Raw genomic sequence first — 16,602 nt, 5'->3', positions numbered from 1 at the left:
ACCCACCCCATCCCACCCCTCCCACCCCTTCAGTCGTCCGCGCACAGACCCCAGCCAGAGCGCCAGTTCGCGCAGCGGTCCGGTATCGGCCCCCTCTTCCCCCCACTTCAGCGATGGGCAGCTCGCACAGCTGGAGCGGGCCTTGAGCCAGTTCATCGGCCCGCTGGCGAAAATGATTGTGGAAAAAGAGGTGGCCCGGCATACCGCGCTGGAGACGCTGGTGCAGGCCCTGGCTGCCGAAATCGACCGGCCGGCCGACCGCGCCAGCTTTCTGGCGGTGGTGAAAAAGCTCTAGGAGCCTGTCTGGACTGCTATCCTATTGATAGCACTTTGCGCAAGTACAGCGGGCGCTACGGGCCCATTTGACCCTAAGCCGCGACGACCTGTCCAGCCTCGATGGTGATGCGCCGCTCACAGCGCGCAGCAATGGCGGGGTCGTGGGTCACGAGCACCAGCGTGGTACCCAGTTCCTGGTTGAGTTCGAACATCAGCGCCATGACTTTTTCGCCGGTGGCAAAGTCCAGGCTGCCGGTCGGCTCGTCGGCCAGCAGCACCGCAGGCTGGACCACAAAGGCCCGTGCCAGCGCCACCCGCTGCTGCTCGCCGCCCGACAGCACCTTGGGGTAGTGGCCCAGGCGCTCACCGAGGCCGACCCGTTTGAGCATCTCGGTGGCCTGCGACCGCGCGTTTTTCGCGCCCGACAGTTCCAGCGGCAGCATGACGTTTTCCAGCGCATTGAGGTTGCCCATGAGCTGGAAACTCTGGAACACAAAACCGACCTTCTGCGCGCGCAGCGCCGCGCGGTCGTCTTCACTGAGCGCAAACAGGTCCTGGCCGGCCAGCCGCACCGTGCCTTGGGTGGGCCTGTCCAGCCCGGCGATGATGGACAGCAGCGTGCTTTTACCCGAACCGGAAGCACCGACAATGGCGGCAGTCTCCCTGGCCGCGAGTGCGAAGTCAATATCGCGCAAAATGGTCAGCGTACCCGTCGAGTCGCTCACGCTCTTGAAAACATGCTCGACGGAAATAATTGAAGATGAACGGTCTCCCGCCCCTGCCGCCAAGGTGGGCAGCGCCGGAGAAACAGGAACAACGGGTTCAAACATGCCAGCCTTGTCGGATATTTCGGGAATTATTTTTGGAATGAATCGCCCTGACTTTACCAAGCCCGGGCGGCGCGCGGGTCTGCTGGGCCTGATGCTCTGCACTTTCATGCTGGTATTGCCGCAGAACGGGCAGGCCCAGCCCGTTGCCAAACCGGCGGCCGGCGCCGGCCCGACGATTCTGGTGGTCGGCGATTCGCTGAGCGCCGAATACGGCCTCAAACGCGGCAGCGGCTGGGTCAGGCTGATGGAGCAGCGCCTGGCCAGCGAAAAAATTCCGGCCCGGGTGGTCAACGCCAGCATCAGCGGCGACACCACCTCGGGCGGGCGCTCGCGCCTGCCGGCCCTGCTGAACCAGCACAAGCCCGGCGTGGTCATCATCGAACTGGGCGGCAACGACGCCCTGCGCGGCCTGCCGCTGGGCATGACCGAAGGCAACCTGCGCGCCATGACGCAGGCGGCGCAGAAGGCCGGCGCCAGGGTGCTGCTGGTGGGCATGCAGGTGCCGCCCAACTACGGCAGCGACTATGCGGCCAGGTTTTCCGGCTTGTTTGCCAAGGTCGCGAAAGAGCGCAAAGCGGCACTCGTGCCTTTCCTGCTCAAGGGCGTGGGCGACACCGAAGATGCCACCCGGCTGTTCCAGGCCGACCGCATCCACCCGAACGAGCAGGCGCATCCCCTGATGCTGGCCAATGTCTGGCCGGAACTGGGAAAACTTCTCAAGTGAGCGTCGACCGCATCACGGCCCAGGAGGCGCTGGTCCGCCTTGCCGACTTCCCGACCATCATCGACGCCCGCAGCGAAGGTGAATACGCCGAGGACCACCTGCCCGGCGCCCTCAACTGGCCCAGCCTCAACGACGAAGAACGCAAAATCGTCGGCACGCGTTACAAGCAGATCAACCAGTTCGAGGCGAAAAAACTGGGCGCCGCGCTGGTCGCCAAAAACATTGCGACCCACATCCAGCGCGAGGTGCTGGACAAACCCAGGGAATGGCAGCCGCTGGTGTACTGCTGGCGCGGCGGCAAACGCAGCGGCTCGCTGGCGTTGATCCTGGACCAGATCGGCTTCAAGGTGACCCTGGTGGATGGCGGTTACAAGGCCTTCCGGGCCGCGCTGGTCGCCGATCTGCCGCAACTCGCCGCCCGCCACAGCTACCAGGTCGTGTGCGGCACCACCGGCAGCGGCAAGACCCGGCTGCTGCAGGCCCTGCAGGCCCAAGGCGCGCAGGTGCTGGACCTGGAGGCGCTGGCCAACCACCGCAGCTCGGTGCTGGGCCTGATCCCCGGCGTACCGCAGCCCAGCCAGAAAGCCTTTGACAGCCTGATCTGGGCCAAGCTGCGCAGCTTCGATCCGGCCCGCCCGGTCTACATCGAGAGCGAAAGCAAGAAGGTCGGCAACGTGGCCGTGCCCGAAGGTCTGATCGCCGCCATGCGCGCCGCCCCCTGCCTGCAGCTGGACCTGGCCGAAGACGAACGTGTTGCGCTGCTGCTCGAGGACTATGATTTTTTCGTCCAGGACATCGCGTTTTTCTGCGAACGCCTGGGCGCGCTGACCGAGGCCCGCGGCAAGGACACCGTGCAGGACTGGCAGGCGCGTGCGCGCAGCGGCGACGTGGCGTCCGTGGTGCGCGAGTTGCTGGTCAGGCACTACGACCCGGTGTACCTGCAGTCGATGCGGCGCAACTTCAGCCACTACGAAACAGCCCGGGTCCTCGCGCCACGCGACCACACGGCGGCGGCGATGGCCGAACTTGCGGCCCGCATGCTGGAGAGCTGAAGCGCAGCCGCCAACAAACAGGCCCCGGAGGAACAGTTGCCTGTTCCTGCGGGGCCTGGCGGTCGCATCAGCTATCAAAAAGAGAGCTGCTTGCGCTTGTAGATCAAGGGCTGAAGCCCGATTTGATTCAAATTATCAAAGGTCTCCGGCATCTCAGGGTGCGGGATCGGCCGGTGGCGGCGTGCCGCCCGCGTCTTCGCCATCGGGCGTATCGTCATCGGGCAGGTCCGGCTTGCCTTCGGCCTTGCGCTTGAGCTTTTCTTCTTTCTTCTTCTTTTTGGCCAGCTCTTTCTGACGTTTTTCGTAGGAATAATTGGGAGTTGCCACAGCGTGCTTTCTTCAGGAATATGTCCTAACTGTACTGCATCCCCGCCAGCGCGTTCGCCAGGTCGGCCTGCAGGTCGGCCACCGCCTCCAGCCCGACTGAAAACCGCACCAGGCCGCCCCGAAAGGGCCAGGGCGTGGTGCGTATCGCCGGCACGTCGTAAGGCGCGCACAGGCTCATGGGGCCGGCCCAGCTGTAGCCAAGCCTGAACAGCCGCAGGCTGTCGCAGAAGCGGTCCACCTGGGCTTGCGGGTAACCGGCCTTGAACACGACGCTCAGCAGGCAGGCCGCGGCGCTGCAGTCGCGTTGCCAGGCCGCGTGGCCGGGCGAACCGGCCAGCGCCGGGTGCAGCACGGCCTCGATCTGCGGCTGCTGCTGCAACCAGGCCGCCAGCGTGCGCGTGGCGCTGTCCTGCGCGGCGTAACGCAGGGCCATGCTGCCCAGCCCGCGCAGCACCAGTTCGGCGTCGTTGCCGGCCACGCCGTAACCGACGCGCATGTGGCAGAAATGGACCAGGTGATGCAACGCCTCGTCGCGCGTGACGACCGAGCCCATCAGCACGTCGGCGCCGCCGCTGGGGTACTTCGTCAGGGCCTGCACGGAGATGTCGGCGCCCAGCGCAAAGGCATTGAAGGCGATGCCCGCACCCCAGGTGTTGTCCAGTGCGGTCACGATGCCTTGCGGATGCACGTCGCCGTGCGCCTTGACGGCGGCGACCAGCGCCGGCAGGTCCGGAAACTCCAGGGTGATCGAGCCCGGCGCCTCGAGCCAGACCAGGCGCGTTTTGCCACTCAGTTTGGCGGCCAGGTCGGCGGGCTGCATGGGATCGTAATAACGGAAACTGACGCCCCAGCCGGTGAGCTCATGCTGGGCAAACGTCTTGTTGGGTCCGTAGGCGTTGTCGGGAATCAGCACCTCGTCGCCGGCGCTGAGCAGCGCCATGTCGACCAGCGCCACCGCCGCCAGGCCGCTGGGCACCAGCGTGCAGAACTGCCCGCCTTCCAGCGTGGCAATGCGTTCCTCGAGCGTGAAGGTGGTCGGCGTGCCGTGCAGGCCGTAGGTGTAGCCGCTCTTGTGTTTCCAGTCGCGCTGGCGCAAGGCCGCAACATTCGGAAAGATGACCGTCGAGGCCTTCTGGACGGCGGGATTGACGGCGTCAAAGCCGGCGGGCGGCTTGTACGGGTGGTGGATCAGCTGGGTGGAAATATCGCTCATCTGCCGATGTTAACGGCAGGCTTGCTCCGACGCCGCGGAAGCGACGCGAAGCGAGTGACCGCAGGGCTCCCCTTCAAGCAGGGGCCGCGGAACCGGCTTCGCCGGGCCGCAGGCGCAGCGGCCCCCTCGGGGGGCAGCGCATTACACGCAGTGAAAAGCGTGGGGGCCTAAATTTTCCACTTTTCCATGAGTTGCGCCGGTCGCAGCGCATCGTAGCCTTCGAAAGGCTGGTGTATCCACGGGTTGGTCGGCAGGAACTCGACCGAGTAATCGGGTTGGAAGGCGGACACACCCTTGGTCCAGATCACTGCGCTGCGCAGCTCGCTGATCGGCTTGTAGTTGTTGCGCAGCTGGTGAATGACGGCGTTGAGTGTGTGGCCGGTGTCGGCCAAGTCGTCGACCAGCAGCACCTTGCCGGCGATCTCGCCCTTGGGCGTGGTGATGAAACGCGCGATGTCGAGGTTGCCCTGCACCGTGCCGGAGTCGGCGCGGTAGGAGCTGGTGGACATGATGGCCAGCGGCTTGTCGAAAATGCGTGAGAGGATGTCGCCGGGCCGCATGCCACCGCGCGCCAGGCACAGGATGGTGTCGAACTGCCAGTCGGACTGGTGGATCTTGATCGCCAGTTTTTCAATCAGGTTGTGGTATTCGTCATAACTGACATAAAGGTGCTTGCCGTCTTCGGTCAACATGAAAATGCTCCTGATTCGATAGCTGGTTGCGCCCGCCCCGACTGGGCTGGAGCACGATTTAACTGAAAACCCTGCAAAAAACGCTCAGGCCACGAACGGGTGGCGCAGCAAAATCGTGTGGTCGCGGTCGGGGCTGGTCGAGATCATGTGGATGGGCACGCCGGTGACTTCCTCGATGCGATGCAGGTAGCGCTGGGCCGCGGCGGGCAATTTGTCGTAGTCGGTCACACCGACCGTGCTCTGGGTCCAGCCCGGCAGGGTTTCGTAGATCGGCTTGCAGCGGGCAATTTCTTCGGCGCCCATGGGCAGGATATCGGTGATGTGGCCGTCAAGTTCGTAGCCGGTGCACAGCTCCAACTGCTCGATGCCGTCGAGCACGTCGAGCTTGGTGATGCACAGGCCGGACAGGCCATTGACCTGCGCCGAGCGTTTGAGCAGGGCCGCGTCGAACCAGCCGCACCGGCGGCTGCGCCCGGTGGTCACGCCTTTTTCGGCACCGACGGTGCTCATGTGGTAACCCGGCGTGCCCGGTGTTTCCCAATCGAGCTCGGTCGGGAACGGCCCACCACCCACGCGGGTGCAGTAGGCCTTGGTGATGCCCAGAATGTAGTGCAGCATGCCCGGGCCGACACCGGCGCCAGCGGCCGCATTGCCGGCCACGCAGTTGCTGGAGGTGACAAACGGGTAGGTGCCGTGGTCCACGTCGAGCAGCGTGCCCTGCGCGCCTTCAAACAGCAGGTTGGCGCCGTCACGGTGGGCATCGTTGAGTTCGCGCGAGACATCGGCCATCATGGGCTTGAGCAATTCCGCATGGCGCATGGCCTCGTCATAGACGGGCTGGAATTCGATGGCCGGCGCATGGAGGTAGCCGGTCAGCACGAAGTTGTGCAGGTCCAGCAGCTCGCGCAGCTTGGCGGCAAAACGCTCGGGATATTTGAGGTCCTGCACGCGCAGGGCGCGGCGGGCGATCTTGTCTTCATAGGCCGGGCCGATGCCGCGGCCGGTGGTGCCTATCTTGACGGTGCCGCCGGTTTCGCGGCGGGTTTCGCGCGCCACGTCCAGTGCCACGTGGAAAGGCAGGATCAGCGGGCAGGCTTCGCTGATGCGCAGGCGCGAACGCACCTCGACACCGGCTTTTTCCAGCCCTTCGATTTCCTCGAACAGCTTGGCCGCCGACAGCACCACGCCGTTGCCGATGTAACACTTGACGCCGGGGCGCATGATGCCGCTGGGGATCAAATGCAAGGCGGTCTTGATGCCGTTGATGACCAGCGTGTGGCCGGCATTGTGGCCGCCCTGGAAACGCACCACGCCCTGCGAGCTTTCGGTCAGCCAGTCCACCAGCTTGCCCTTGCCCTCGTCACCCCACTGGGTGCCCACGACCACCACGTTGCGGCCGGCGGTTGCGGCGATTGTCTTTGTCATCTTCAGTCTGCTTTCAGGAGGGGTTGGTTATGCGGGCGGCGCGGCTTCAGGCCGGCTTGTTGCCCAGCGGCTGGACCTGCCACTGGCCGGCCACGCTGGCCAGTTCGCGGTCACAGTCAAATTCATCAACTTCGTGTTCATGGCCGGGCAACACGCAGGCCACGGTTTCACCGCCGGCGCGCAGTGCGGCAATCGCGCTGCGCAACCCGGCTTCTTCGCCCCAGGGGGCGCGGATGGCGGGACGCAAGGGTTTGGGTGTCAGCACGCTGACCAGCTCTTTCAGGTCCAGGCTGAAGCCGGCGGCCGGACGGTTGCGTCCGAACACGGCGCCGACCTCGTCATAGCGGCCGCCGCGCACCAGCTCGGCGCCCTGGGCGCCGCCCTGCTGGCCGTGGCCATAAATCGCAAAACGGGTGCCGCTGTAGTAGGCATAACCACGCAGGTCAGCCAGATCAAAACCGATGCTGACATTGTTCGTCAGGCTGCTGACATGGGTGGCCAGCCACTTCAGGTTCTGCAGCGCCTTGAGCGCTTCGGGCAAGGCCTTGAAAGCTTTTTCGGCCTCAGGCAATACCTTCTCGTCGCCATAGAACTGCAGCAGTGCGAGCAGTCCCTGGCGTGCCGCGGCGGGCAACTCGCCGTTGAGGCTGGCGGTCAGGCTGGCCAGCTCACTGGCGTCCTTGCTCGCCAGGGCGGCATGAATCCGGGCCAGCATGGATGCACTGACTTTGGCGCCCGCCAGCAGGCTGCTCACGATGCGCACATCGGCCATATCCACCGACAGCTTCGTGACGCCGGCGGCGCTCAGGCCTTCCAGCGCCAGCAACTGGGCTTCGAGGTCGGCTTCCAGACCGGCATGACCGTAGATTTCGGCGCCGAACTGCAGCGGCTCGCGCGTGGCATGCGGGCGGTCGGCGCGGGTGTGCAGCACAGGGCCGCAGTAACACAGGCGGGCCACACCCTGGCGATTGAGCAGGTGGGCGTCGATGCGGGCCACCTGCGGCGTGGTGTCGGCGCGCAGACCCAGCGTGCGGCCCGAGAGCTGGTCCACCAGCTTGAAGGTCTGCAAATCCAGCGCCTCACCGGTGCCGGTGAGCAGGGATTCGAGATGTTCGAGCAGCGGCGGCATGACCAGCTCGTAGCCGTAGCTGCGGGCCGTGTCGAGAAACAGGCGACGCAGCTCTTCGATGTGACGCGCCTCGGAGGGCAGGACATCGGCAATTTGATCCGGCAATTGCCATGATGACGACCAGGCGGGCATGTATTTATCGTGGGCTGTTAAAAACAGGATTTTACCGGGCTTGGGGCCTGTTTTTGGCCCGCGCCGGCACACAGGTGCCCGGCGGACTCAAATACAGGCGCCAGACCAGCCGCGTCAGCGGCTGGCGGTCAGAGCAGAAAGGCCATCCACACCAGGCCGGCAGCGATGCTGCCCAACCCGAAAAAGCGGATCTGGCCGTCCGTGAGCTTGAGGATCTTCTCGAACATGCCGCGCCAGCCGCGCGGCGAAAAAAACGGCAGCAGCCCCTCAATCACCAGCATCAACGCCAGTGCCTGCCAGATCGTGCTGCCGTCCAAGAGGGGCCGTTACTTTTTGCCGGCCGGGGCCGTCCCGCTGCCGGAGCTGCGCATGGCCTTGAAGAAGTCGGACGAAGGATCGATCACCATCACGTCGCCCTTTTTGTCGAAGCTGGCCTTGTAGGCGTCCAGGCTGCGGTAGAACTGGGCAAACTGCGGGTCACGGCCAAAGGCGTCGCTGTAGGCAGCGGCAGCCTGCGCATCGCCCTCACCCTTGATTTTCTGCGCTTCGCGGTAGGCATTGGCAACGGTGACCTCGCGCTGCCGGTCGGCATCGGCGCGGATTTTCTCGCCCTCGGCAGCACCGGTGGAGCGCAGCTCGTTGGCGACCCGCTTGCGCTCGGCCTCCATGCGGCGGTACACCGATTCGGTGATGGCCTCCACATAGTCGACACGCGTGATGCGTACGTCGATCACGTCAATGCCCCAGGGCTTGGCACCGCGCACGACTTCCAGCACCTCGGTCTTCACGTCGGCCATCAGGGCTTCGCGCTTGAGAGACAGCAGGTCCTTGACGGTGCGTTTGTTGATGGCTTCCTGGAAGGCATTGCGCACGACCCGGTTCAGCTGGTTGGCACCGGCACGCTCGTCCAGACCCACGTTGCGGATGTACTCCGAAGGCTGGGTGATGCGCCATTTGACATACCAGTCGATGACCACGCGCTGCTTCTCGGCGGTCAGCATGGGCTCGGCATCGGTGCTGTCCAGGGTCAGCAGCCGCCGGTCGATGTACGACACGTTCTGGAAAGGCGGAGGCAACTTGAAGTTCAGGCCGGGCTCAAGGATGACTTCCTTGATCTGGCCCAGCGCGTACACCACGCCGAACTGCCGCTGGTCGACCACAAACAGCATGGAACTGAGCAATGCCAGCGCCACCAGCATCGAAGAAGCAATAAATCCAACTCTATTCACGGCAGTTCCTTAGCGTGTTTCGCGGTCGCGGGTGCGTGAGGTGTCACGGGCCCGCGTATCGAGGGTCGAAGTGGACGGAGCGACCGGAGGCAAGGTCGCCGAGCCGGCCGGCTCCGCGCCGGTCTTGGCGGCACCGCCCTGGGCGGTGGCCTGCATCAGCTTGTCGAGCGGCAGGTACAGCAGGTTGGACCCCTGGCGCGACTCCACCAGCACCTTGGTCACATTGCTGTAGACCTGTTGCATGGCATCGGTGTACATGCGGTCGCGCGTCACCTGCGGCGCCTTCTGGTACTCGGTCAGCACCGAGCGAAAGCGCTCGGAATCACCCTGGGCCTGTGCCACCACCCTGGCCTTGTAGGCTTCCGACTCTTCCTTGAGGCGCGATGCCGAACCGACCGCGCGCGGAATCACGTCGTTGGCGTAGGCCTGGGCTTCGTTTTTCGCGCGTTCCCGCTCCTGGCCGGCTTTCAGCACGTCATCGAAGGCAGCCTGCACCTGCTCGGGCGGCCGCACACCACTCTGTTGGAGATTGACCGCCACGACTTCCACGCCCACCTTGTAGCGGTCCAGGATGGTCTGCATCAGCGTCCGCACGCGCGGCGCGATCTGGTCGCGTTCCTCGGCCAGCGCGGAGTCCATTTTCATCTTGCCGACCACTTCGCGCACCGCGGTTTCTGCCGCCTGCACCACCGTGGCGGCCGGATCCCGCGTCTCGAAAAGATAGGCGCGCGCGTCGTTCAGGCGGTACTGGACCGCAAACTTGATCTCGACAATGTTCTCGTCTTCCGTGAGCATGGCCGACTCACGCAGGCCGGTGGCCTTGATGATGGTGTCGCGGCCGACATCGACGGAGCGGATCTGGGTCACCACGACGACTTCATGGCGCTGCACAGGGTAAGGCAGACGCCAGTTGAAGCCGGCACCCACGGTCGAGTTGTACTTGCCGAACTGGGTGATGACGGCCTGCTGGCCCTCCTGCACGATGAAAAAGCCGGTACCCAGCCAGATCAGCACGGCCACGCCGGCGATCAGGCCGACACCGACACCCGCACTTTTCATATCGGGCTGGAACCCGCCGGGGCCGCCCCCGCCACCCAGTCCTCCGGTGCCACGGCCCCGCTGCCCGGCATTTTTGGCGCCGCCAAAAAGACCGCCGAGCTTGCGGTTGAAGTCACGCCACAACTCGTCGAGGTCGGGCGGGCCCTGGTTGGGACCCTGCCCCTGGCCCTGCGGACGGTTAGGCGCTGGCGGCCGCACAGGCGGCACGTCATCGCGACCGGGCTCCGACTTGGAGTCGTCCGGCGGGGTCTTGTTGTCGTCGTCGCGGCCCCAGCGTGGATCGTTCAAATTGAACATTCCTCGGGCGCGTTGCCTCAGCCTTGAAGGCAGGGTCGTCAGCGTCTGTAACACAGGGTTCAGGTTCATGAAATCGAGCTCACTTTTTTTATGATTCCCACATTGTGCCTAATCAGGCCACGGCCTCATCGATCGGGGGTATATCTTCGACGGGGGCTTGCGACGCATGCCGGGCCAGCAACTCGCGCAACAGGGGTACACCCTCGCCTGTCTGTGCGCTGACAAAAACCCGGTCCACACGCCTGCCCGTGTCCGAAAAGGCGTCCTTGATCTCGAAACTGTCACTTAACTGCAGTGGCCGGCGCGATATTTCAAGGGCGTCGAGCTTGTTGAAGACCAGAATCTGCGGCACGTCGGCCGCGCCGATCTCGGCCAACACGCGCTGCACCTGCTCGATCTGCTCGAGATGGTCCGGGTTTGCGCCATCGACCACATGCAGCAGCAAATCGGCGTCCGCAGCCTCCTGCAGGGTGGCGGCAAACGCATCAACCAGGCCGTGCGGCAGGTCGCGTATGAAGCCAACCGTGTCCGACAGCGACACCGACCGGGCAGCGTCGCCAAGGTACAGCTGCCGTGTCGTGGTGTCCAGCGTCGCAAACAGCTGGTCGGCTGCGTAGGCGCGCGCCTTGACGAGGGCATTGAACAGCGTCGACTTGCCGGCATTGGTGTAGCCGACCAGGGAAATCGTGAAGGAATTGCGCCGCTCGCGCTGACGCCGCTGGGTCTGGCGCTGCTTTTTGACCTTGGTCAGGCGCTCCTTGGTGCGCTTGATGGACTCGCCGATCATGCGTTTGTCGAGTTCAATCTGCTTTTCACCCGGGCCGCCGCGCACGCCGGCGCCGCCGGTCTGCCGCTCCAGGTGCGACCAGCGCCGGACCAGCCGGGTCGACAGGTACTGCAGGCGCGCCAGCTCGACCTGCAGCTTGCCTTCGTGGCTGCGCGCGCGCTGGGCAAAAATCTCGAGAATCAGCAGGGTGCGGTCGTTGACCGGCAGGCCCAGCACCCGCTCCAGATTGCGTTGCTGGGCCGGGCTCAGGGACTGGTCGAACAGGATTTCGCTGGCGCCCGTCTCCAGCGCGAGCATCTTGATCTCGTCGGCCTTGCCGCTGCCGATGAACAGCGCGGCATCCGGCGCCCGGCGCTTGCAGACCACACGGGCAACCGGCTGCAGGCCGGCCGTCTGGGCCAGCAGGCCCAGCTCTTCCAGGCCGACATCAAAATTGGGGAGGCCCAGATCGACCCCGACCAGAATGGCCAGAGGCGCTGCCGCCGGGGAGAGGTCCTGGGAACTCAGCTGGCTGGGCTTTCTTGGGATTCTGGTGCAGCGAAATTGACTGCACGACCAGGAACAATGGTCGAAATGGCGTGTTTGTACACCATCTGGGTGACGGTGTTGCGCAGCAGAACCACATACTGGTCGAAAGATTCGATCTGACCCTGAAGCTTGATGCCGTTGACGAGGTAAATCGACACCGGCACATGCTCACGGCGCAAAGTATTGAGGAAAGGGTCCTGCAAGAGCTGACCTTTGTTGTTGCTCACGATATTTTCCGTGTTCAAGAGTTGGTAGGACTTCACCTTACCACAGCCGGTTGGCCGTGCATGTAGTCCTAGGTGGAATCTTTGTCCGCATAGGGGTTGCTGGACGATTTCATCTGGATGCGCAGCGGCGTGCCCACCAGGTCGAACTCCTTGCGGAAACGCCCTTCGAGGAAACGTTTGTAGGCGTCGGTGACGTGCTCCAGCGAATTGCCGTGAACAATGATGATGGGCGGGTTCATGCCGCCCTGGTGCGCATAACGCAGCTTGGGGCGGAACATGCCGGCCCGTTGCGGACTCTGGAACTGCACCGCCTCGAGCAGCAGGCGGGTCAGCACCGGGGTCGACATCTTGCGGTTCGCCGAGGCATGGGCCTGGACAATCGATTTCCAGACCGGGCCCAGACCCTGGCGCTTGATCGCCGAAATATTGTGGATGGTGGCGAACTTCAGGAAGGACAGCCGCGTTTCGATGGAGCGCTGCAGGATTTCCTTCTGGTAGGCGTCCACCGCATCCCATTTGTTGACGGCCAGCACCACCGCGCGCCCGCTTTCCAGGATGTAACCGGCAATGTGGGCGTCCTGGTCGGTCACGCCCTGGGTCGCATCGAGCAGCAACAGCACCACATTGGCGCTTTCGATGGCCTGCAGGGTCTTGACCACCGAGAACTTTTCAATCGCCTCGAACACCTTGCCCTTGCGGCGCAGACCGGCGGTGTCGATCAGCTCGAATTTCTGGCCGGCCTTCTCGAAAGGCACGGAAATGGCGTCACGCGTGGTGCCGGGCTGGTCAAACGCCACCAGGCGCTCCTCGCCCAGCCAGGTGTTGATCAGCGTTGATTTGCCCACGTTGGGCCGGCCCGCCACCGCCAGCTTGATCACCGTCGGGTCGCTCGGCTCGCCCTCCTCGTCCGGATCCGGCAGGTTCAGCGGTTGCAGCGCCATCTCGACCAAGGTGCGCATGCCCTGCCCGTGCGAGGCGGACACCGGCAGGACTTCGCCCAGGCCGAGCTCGAAAAACTCGGACAGCTGCACGCCCTCGGTCATGCCTTCGGCCTTGTTGGCAGTCAACACCGTCGGCTTGCCCAGCTTGCGCAGGTATTTGGCGATCTCGTGGTCCTGGGCGTTGACCCCGGCGCGCGCATCGACCACAAACACCACAACGTCGGCTTCAGCCACCGCCTGCCGGGTCTGCTTGGCCATTTCCTTGTAGATGCCATCGACGGCCTTGGGCTCGAAGCCGCCGGTGTCGATGACGATGAACTCCTGTGCGCCCAAGTGGCCATTGCCGTAGTGGCGGTCCCGCGTCAGGCCGGCATAGTCGGCCACGATCGCGTCGCGCGACTTGGTCAGGCGGTTGAAAATCGTCGATTTGCCCACATTGGGGCGACCGACCAGGGCAATAACAGGTTTCATCAATACAATTCGCGGCCGTCAAATGGCCGATAAAACTTACTCGGGCGCGAAACCGAAAACAGCGCCTGAACGGGTGACCGCAATCAGGATATTGCCGGCCAGCACCGGGGAGGCCGCCACCGGCGAGCCGTCGGTCACGAGGCGGTTCAGCGAGGATCCGTCTGCGCGGGACAACAGGTGTACAAACCCGGCGGAGTCGCCGATGGCGATGGAGCGGCCCACGACCAGCGGCGCGCTCAGGCTGCGGTAACGCAGGCTGTCCGAACTCCAGGCGCTTTCGCCGTCGCTGCGGCGCCAGGCCAGAACCTTGCCGTCCGCTTCGGTACCAAACACCAGGCTGTCGTCGCCATCGATGCCCTGCGCGCCATTGGCGGGCTTGGTCCACAGCAGGGCGCCGCGCTGGGCATCGACACAGCCGACGCTGGCCTGGAAAGCCCGGGCGCAGACCGTGTTGCCGGTGCGGCTCACGGTGCCCACCAGGTCCACCAGGCGCTCCACATCATTGATGCCGCGCGGCGAGGCAATCGGGGCTTCCCAGCGGATGCTGCCATTGAGCGGATTGAGTCCGGTCAGGCGGCCGGCCAGGCCCACCACCAGTGTGTCGCCGACGGCAAGCATCACACCCGACTGGCGCAGCACCAGCGGTTCGCTGGGGCGCTGCTGGGACCAGAGCTTGCGCCCGGTCTGTCCGTCAAAGGCATTGACCGACCGGTCGGCCGCGAGCACAAAGACCCGGCCACCGGCCACAAAAGGTGCGGTGAAGGCCTGGGCCGCCAGCTTCTGACGCCAGATTTCCTTGCCGCCCGACAGGGCCACCACTTCGTTGGTCCGCGTGACCACAGCGGCCACCTTGCCGTCGCTGCCGACGCCGGCCGCGATCGGTGCGCCTACATTCGTGCGCCAGGAGTCGCGGCCGCTGCGCGCGTCCAGCGCCACCACGGTACCGTCGGTGCTTGCCGCCACCACGGTATCGGCCGAGACGTTCACCTGGAGCGGGAAAGCAACCTCGCCGATACGGGCCATCCAGACCTGTTTGGCCGGCACCAGCGCCACCACCGGCTGCAGTTCGGCCGGCTGCGGCTTTTTGACGGAGCTGCTGAACATTGAGCAGCCGGCCAGGGATGCTACTAAAAAGATAGCTGCAGGCGCTTTCAGCGTATGGGCCAGAGGCCGAAAAGACTTTAAAATCACTGCTTGACCTCCGGGGCGGACGCGGGAGAAACTGCAGCGGCGGCTGCAGAAGGGGCCAATGCCGCCGACGGGTTCAGCCCGAGCGCATTGAGTTTGACTTCGACCAGACGCCGGTACTCGGTGCGGTCATCCATGCCTTTGTAGGCTTTTTCGTATTCGGCCCGGGCTTCGCTTTTCTTGCCTTGTGCGGCGAGAATGTCGCCGCGGCGATCCGCCGCCAGCGCAACAAAGTCCTTGGGGAAGGTGCCGGTGAGCTGCTGCAAGGCCTCGTCGTAGGCTTTGGCTTCCAGCAGCAAACCGGCCAGACGCAGCTTGGCAATCGCCTGGTAACCTTCATCGGCGCTTTTGCCGGCCACCCAGCTCAGGGAGGCCTTGGCGGCATCGATGTTGCCCTTGTCGTAATAGGTCCTGGCCGCCAGCAGGCCGGCCTGCTGGGCGAAGGCCGTCCCGGCAAAACGCTCCTTCATGTCGGCCATCGCGCGGTCCAGCCGGCTGGTGTCTCCCGACTGGGCGGCACGTTCGACCTCGTCGTACATCATGGCCGCCTTGGCGGACTGATCGCGCTGCCAGTAGTTGTAGCCGTTCCAGGCTGCAAAAGCACCAAAAATGACAATCAAGCCCCAGGTGATCAGGTCGCCGTATTGCTTCCAGAAGTGTTTCAGCTCGTCGAGCTGCTCCTGTTCTTCCAAATCGAGATGTTTTGCCATAGAGCTCTGCTGGTTCCGCCAAATGAATAGTGTTGATTGTAGGGGGCGCTGTCAGACGCCAGCCCGCAGGCTGTGCGCCCACAGGGCCACGGTCTCCAGCGGCTGCAGGGTTTGCGCCTGGGCGGCCTCGACCTTTTCGCCGCGCAGGGGCTTGACGGCCACACTGCCCTGCGCCAGTTCAGCTTCGCCAAAGATCAGGGCGAAGCGCGCGCCGCTGGCGTCGGCCTTCTTGAACTGGGATTTCATGCTGCCCATGCCGTCGGCGGCGGCGCCGGAGGCCGCATGCATCTGCACGCTGACGCCCAGGGCGCGCAAGGCCTGCAGGGTTTTCAGCACCAGAGGCAAAGCCGAAGCTTCGGGAACAATCGCGTAGGCGTCCGGCACCGGCAGGTCCGCGGCCCCGCCCTGCTCCCTGATCAGCTCGAGCACCCGCTCCACGCCCAGCGCCCAGCCCACGGCAGGCGCGGCCTTGCCGCCGATCTGCTCGATCAGGTAGTCGTAACGGCCACCGCCGCAAATCGTGCCCTGCGAGCCCAGGCTGTCGGTGATGAACTCGAACACCGTGAGGTTGTAGTAGTCCATGCCGCGCACCAGCCGTGGGTTGATGCTGTAGGCGATGCCGTTGGCCTCGAGAATGGCCTTGACGCTGCTGAAATGCGCCAGTGAGGCCTCCCCGAGGAAGTCAATCAGCCGCGGCGCAGCCTCCACCAGGGCCTGCATCTTCGGGTTCTTGGTGTCCAGGATGCGCAGCGGGTTGCTGTGCAGCCGGCGCTTGGCTTCTTCGTCGAGCTGGTCGGCGTTGGTTTCGAAATAGCTGATCAGCGCCCCGCGGTGCGGCCTGCGTTCGTCGGGCTGACCCAGGCTGTTAAGCTCCAGCCGCACGTCCTTCAGGCCCAGCTCTTTCCACAAGGCATCGGCCAGCAGGATCAGCTCGGCGTCGACTTCGGCGCCGGGAAAGCCCAGCGCTTCGGCACCGATCTGGTGAAACTGCCGGTAGCGGCCCCGCTGCGGGCGCTCGTGTCGGAACATCGGGCCCATGTAATAGAGGCGCTTGCCGCCGTCGTAAAGCATGCTGTGCTCGGCCACGGCCCGGACCACACCGGCGGTGTTTTCGGGCCGCAGGGTCAGGGCTTCGCCATTGAGCCTGTCCTCAAACGAGTACATCTCTTTTTCGACAATGTCGGTCACCTCGCCGAGGCCGCGCACAAACAGCGCCGTCGGCTCGACGATGGGCGTGCGGATGTTCCGGTAGGCATAACGCGCCATCAGCGCGCGCACCTTGTCCTCCAGCCATTCCCAACGCGCCGAATCGGGCGGCAATATGTCGTTCATGCCTTTGACGGCAGTCAGTTTTTCAGCCATGGA

At 64.6% G+C, this 16,602-nt stretch carries 18 protein-coding genes; 3 read left to right on the top strand and 15 right to left on the bottom strand.

Features of this window, described 5'->3' with window-relative positions; genetic code table 11:
* Nucleotides 1-295, top strand: a 295-nt coding sequence (locus PSV40_RS17090; protein WP_300540010.1) for a hypothetical protein, incomplete at its 5' end; no start/stop codon positions are given.
* A 73-nt stretch (nucleotides 296-368) separates the two neighbouring features.
* Here the strand turns inward: PSV40_RS17090 and PSV40_RS17085 are convergent.
* Nucleotides 369-1,106: an ABC transporter ATP-binding protein gene (locus tag PSV40_RS17085; RefSeq protein ID WP_300540008.1), complete on the bottom strand. Its 738-nt coding sequence runs from the start codon at nucleotides 1,104-1,106 to the stop codon at nucleotides 369-371.
* A 106-nt stretch (nucleotides 1,107-1,212) separates the two neighbouring features.
* Here PSV40_RS17085 and PSV40_RS17080 point away from each other — a divergent pair, with 106 nt between their 5' ends.
* Together PSV40_RS17080 and mnmH are read left to right on the top strand one after the other, a co-directional pair.
* Entirely contained in the window at nucleotides 1,213-1,830 is a 618-nt protein-coding gene (locus PSV40_RS17080; RefSeq protein WP_300540085.1) for an arylesterase, read from the top strand.
* Nucleotides 1,827-2,882 carry a tRNA 2-selenouridine(34) synthase MnmH gene (gene mnmH, locus PSV40_RS17075; RefSeq protein ID WP_300540006.1) on the top strand — a complete coding sequence of 352 codons (1,056 nt, stop codon included), beginning with the start codon at nucleotides 1,827-1,829 and terminating at the stop codon, nucleotides 2,880-2,882. The genes PSV40_RS17080 and mnmH overlap by 4 nt, the downstream gene beginning before the upstream one ends.
* A 153-nt stretch (nucleotides 2,883-3,035) precedes the next feature.
* Here the strand turns inward: mnmH and PSV40_RS17070 are convergent, their stop codons facing one another.
* The 14 genes from PSV40_RS17070 to hisS all read right to left on the bottom strand — a co-directional run bounded on the left by PSV40_RS17070 (nucleotide 3,036) and on the right by hisS (nucleotide 16,599).
* Nucleotides 3,036-3,209, bottom strand: coding sequence for a hypothetical protein (locus PSV40_RS17070; protein ID WP_170954706.1), 174 nt, complete (start codon nucleotides 3,207-3,209; stop codon nucleotides 3,036-3,038).
* Between the two features lie 25 nt (nucleotides 3,210-3,234).
* The gene (locus tag PSV40_RS17065; protein WP_300540004.1) at nucleotides 3,235-4,422 is read right to left on the bottom strand and encodes a PLP-dependent transferase; all 1,188 of its coding nucleotides are present in this window, start codon (nucleotides 4,420-4,422) and stop codon (nucleotides 3,235-3,237) included.
* Between the two features lie 167 nt (nucleotides 4,423-4,589).
* Nucleotides 4,590-5,114: a phosphoribosyltransferase gene (locus tag PSV40_RS17060; RefSeq protein WP_096662533.1), complete on the bottom strand. Its 525-nt coding sequence runs from the start codon at nucleotides 5,112-5,114 to the stop codon at nucleotides 4,590-4,592.
* Between the two features lie 84 nt (nucleotides 5,115-5,198).
* Nucleotides 5,199-6,527, bottom strand: a complete 1,329-nt coding sequence (locus PSV40_RS17055) for an adenylosuccinate synthase (RefSeq protein WP_300540083.1) — start codon at nucleotides 6,525-6,527, stop codon at nucleotides 5,199-5,201.
* 58 nt (nucleotides 6,528-6,585) lie between these two features.
* Nucleotides 6,586-7,800 (bottom strand): ATP phosphoribosyltransferase regulatory subunit, encoded by a 1,215-nt coding sequence (locus PSV40_RS17050; protein ID WP_300540002.1) that lies wholly within the window; start codon nucleotides 7,798-7,800, stop codon nucleotides 6,586-6,588.
* 128 nt (nucleotides 7,801-7,928) lie between these two features.
* Complete coding sequence (locus PSV40_RS17045) at nucleotides 7,929-8,117, bottom strand: DUF2065 domain-containing protein (RefSeq protein ID WP_300540000.1); 189 nt, start codon at nucleotides 8,115-8,117, stop codon at nucleotides 7,929-7,931.
* A 9-nt stretch (nucleotides 8,118-8,126) separates the two neighbouring features.
* Nucleotides 8,127-9,029 carry a protease modulator HflC gene (gene hflC, locus PSV40_RS17040; protein WP_300539998.1) on the bottom strand — a complete coding sequence of 301 codons (903 nt, stop codon included), beginning with the start codon at nucleotides 9,027-9,029 and terminating at the stop codon, nucleotides 8,127-8,129.
* Nucleotides 9,030-9,038: 9 nt separating this feature from the next.
* Nucleotides 9,039-10,454, bottom strand: a complete 1,416-nt coding sequence (gene hflK, locus PSV40_RS17035) for an FtsH protease activity modulator HflK (protein ID WP_300539996.1) — start codon at nucleotides 10,452-10,454, stop codon at nucleotides 9,039-9,041.
* A 43-nt stretch (nucleotides 10,455-10,497) separates the two neighbouring features.
* On the bottom strand, nucleotides 10,498-11,637 hold the full coding sequence (gene hflX / locus PSV40_RS17030; protein ID WP_300540081.1) for a GTPase HflX: 1,140 nt from the start codon (nucleotides 11,635-11,637) through the stop codon (nucleotides 10,498-10,500).
* 38 nt (nucleotides 11,638-11,675) lie between these two features.
* Nucleotides 11,676-11,945 (bottom strand): RNA chaperone Hfq, encoded by a 270-nt coding sequence (gene hfq, locus PSV40_RS17025; protein ID WP_300539994.1) that lies wholly within the window; start codon nucleotides 11,943-11,945, stop codon nucleotides 11,676-11,678.
* Between the two features lie 50 nt (nucleotides 11,946-11,995).
* Nucleotides 11,996-13,339: a ribosome biogenesis GTPase Der gene (der, locus tag PSV40_RS17020; RefSeq protein ID WP_300539992.1), complete on the bottom strand. Its 1,344-nt coding sequence runs from the start codon at nucleotides 13,337-13,339 to the stop codon at nucleotides 11,996-11,998.
* A gap of 36 nt (nucleotides 13,340-13,375) precedes the next feature.
* Complete coding sequence (bamB, locus tag PSV40_RS17015) at nucleotides 13,376-14,530, bottom strand: outer membrane protein assembly factor BamB (RefSeq protein ID WP_300539990.1); 1,155 nt, start codon at nucleotides 14,528-14,530, stop codon at nucleotides 13,376-13,378.
* Nucleotides 14,527-15,237, bottom strand: coding sequence for a tetratricopeptide repeat protein (locus tag PSV40_RS17010; RefSeq protein WP_300539988.1), 711 nt, complete (start codon nucleotides 15,235-15,237; stop codon nucleotides 14,527-14,529). Before PSV40_RS17010 ends, bamB begins: the two co-directional genes overlap by 4 nt.
* Nucleotides 15,238-15,288: 51 nt before the next feature.
* A complete protein-coding gene (gene hisS / locus PSV40_RS17005; RefSeq protein WP_300539987.1) occupies nucleotides 15,289-16,599 on the bottom strand; it encodes a histidine--tRNA ligase in 1,311 nt (436 codons plus the stop codon).
* Between the last annotated feature and the right edge of the window lie 3 nt (nucleotides 16,600-16,602).

Origin of the sequence: Polaromonas sp. (assembly GCF_029945925.1) — a bacterium.
GTDB lineage: Bacteria > Pseudomonadota > Gammaproteobacteria > Burkholderiales > Burkholderiaceae_C > Polaromonas.
The sequence above is the reverse complement of the archived record's forward strand: the minus strand, read 5'-3'. Positions and strand labels throughout refer to the sequence as shown.

What these genes read in the sequence shown, in the direction of transcription:
- PSV40_RS17085 (WP_300540008.1), bottom strand. Translation starts at nt 1,106, where the DNA reads ATGTTTGAACCCGTTGTTCCTGTTTCTCCGGCGCTGCCCACCTTGGCG.
- PSV40_RS17080 (WP_300540085.1), top strand. Translation starts at nt 1,213, where the DNA reads ATGCTGGTATTGCCGCAGAACGGGCAGGCCCAGCCCGTTGCCAAACCG.
- PSV40_RS17065 (WP_300540004.1), bottom strand. Translation starts at nt 4,422, where the DNA reads ATGAGCGATATTTCCACCCAGCTGATCCACCACCCGTACAAGCCGCCC.
- PSV40_RS17060 (WP_096662533.1), bottom strand. Translation starts at nt 5,114, where the DNA reads ATGTTGACCGAAGACGGCAAGCACCTTTATGTCAGTTATGACGAATAC.
- PSV40_RS17050 (WP_300540002.1), bottom strand. Translation starts at nt 7,800, where the DNA reads ATGCCCGCCTGGTCGTCATCATGGCAATTGCCGGATCAAATTGCCGAT.
- hflK (WP_300539996.1), bottom strand. Translation starts at nt 10,454, where the DNA reads ATGAACCTGAACCCTGTGTTACAGACGCTGACGACCCTGCCTTCAAGG.
- der (WP_300539992.1), bottom strand. Translation starts at nt 13,339, where the DNA reads ATGAAACCTGTTATTGCCCTGGTCGGTCGCCCCAATGTGGGCAAATCG.
- PSV40_RS17010 (WP_300539988.1), bottom strand. Translation starts at nt 15,237, where the DNA reads ATGGCAAAACATCTCGATTTGGAAGAACAGGAGCAGCTCGACGAGCTG.
- hisS (WP_300539987.1), bottom strand. Translation starts at nt 16,599, where the DNA reads ATGGCTGAAAAACTGACTGCCGTCAAAGGCATGAACGACATATTGCCG.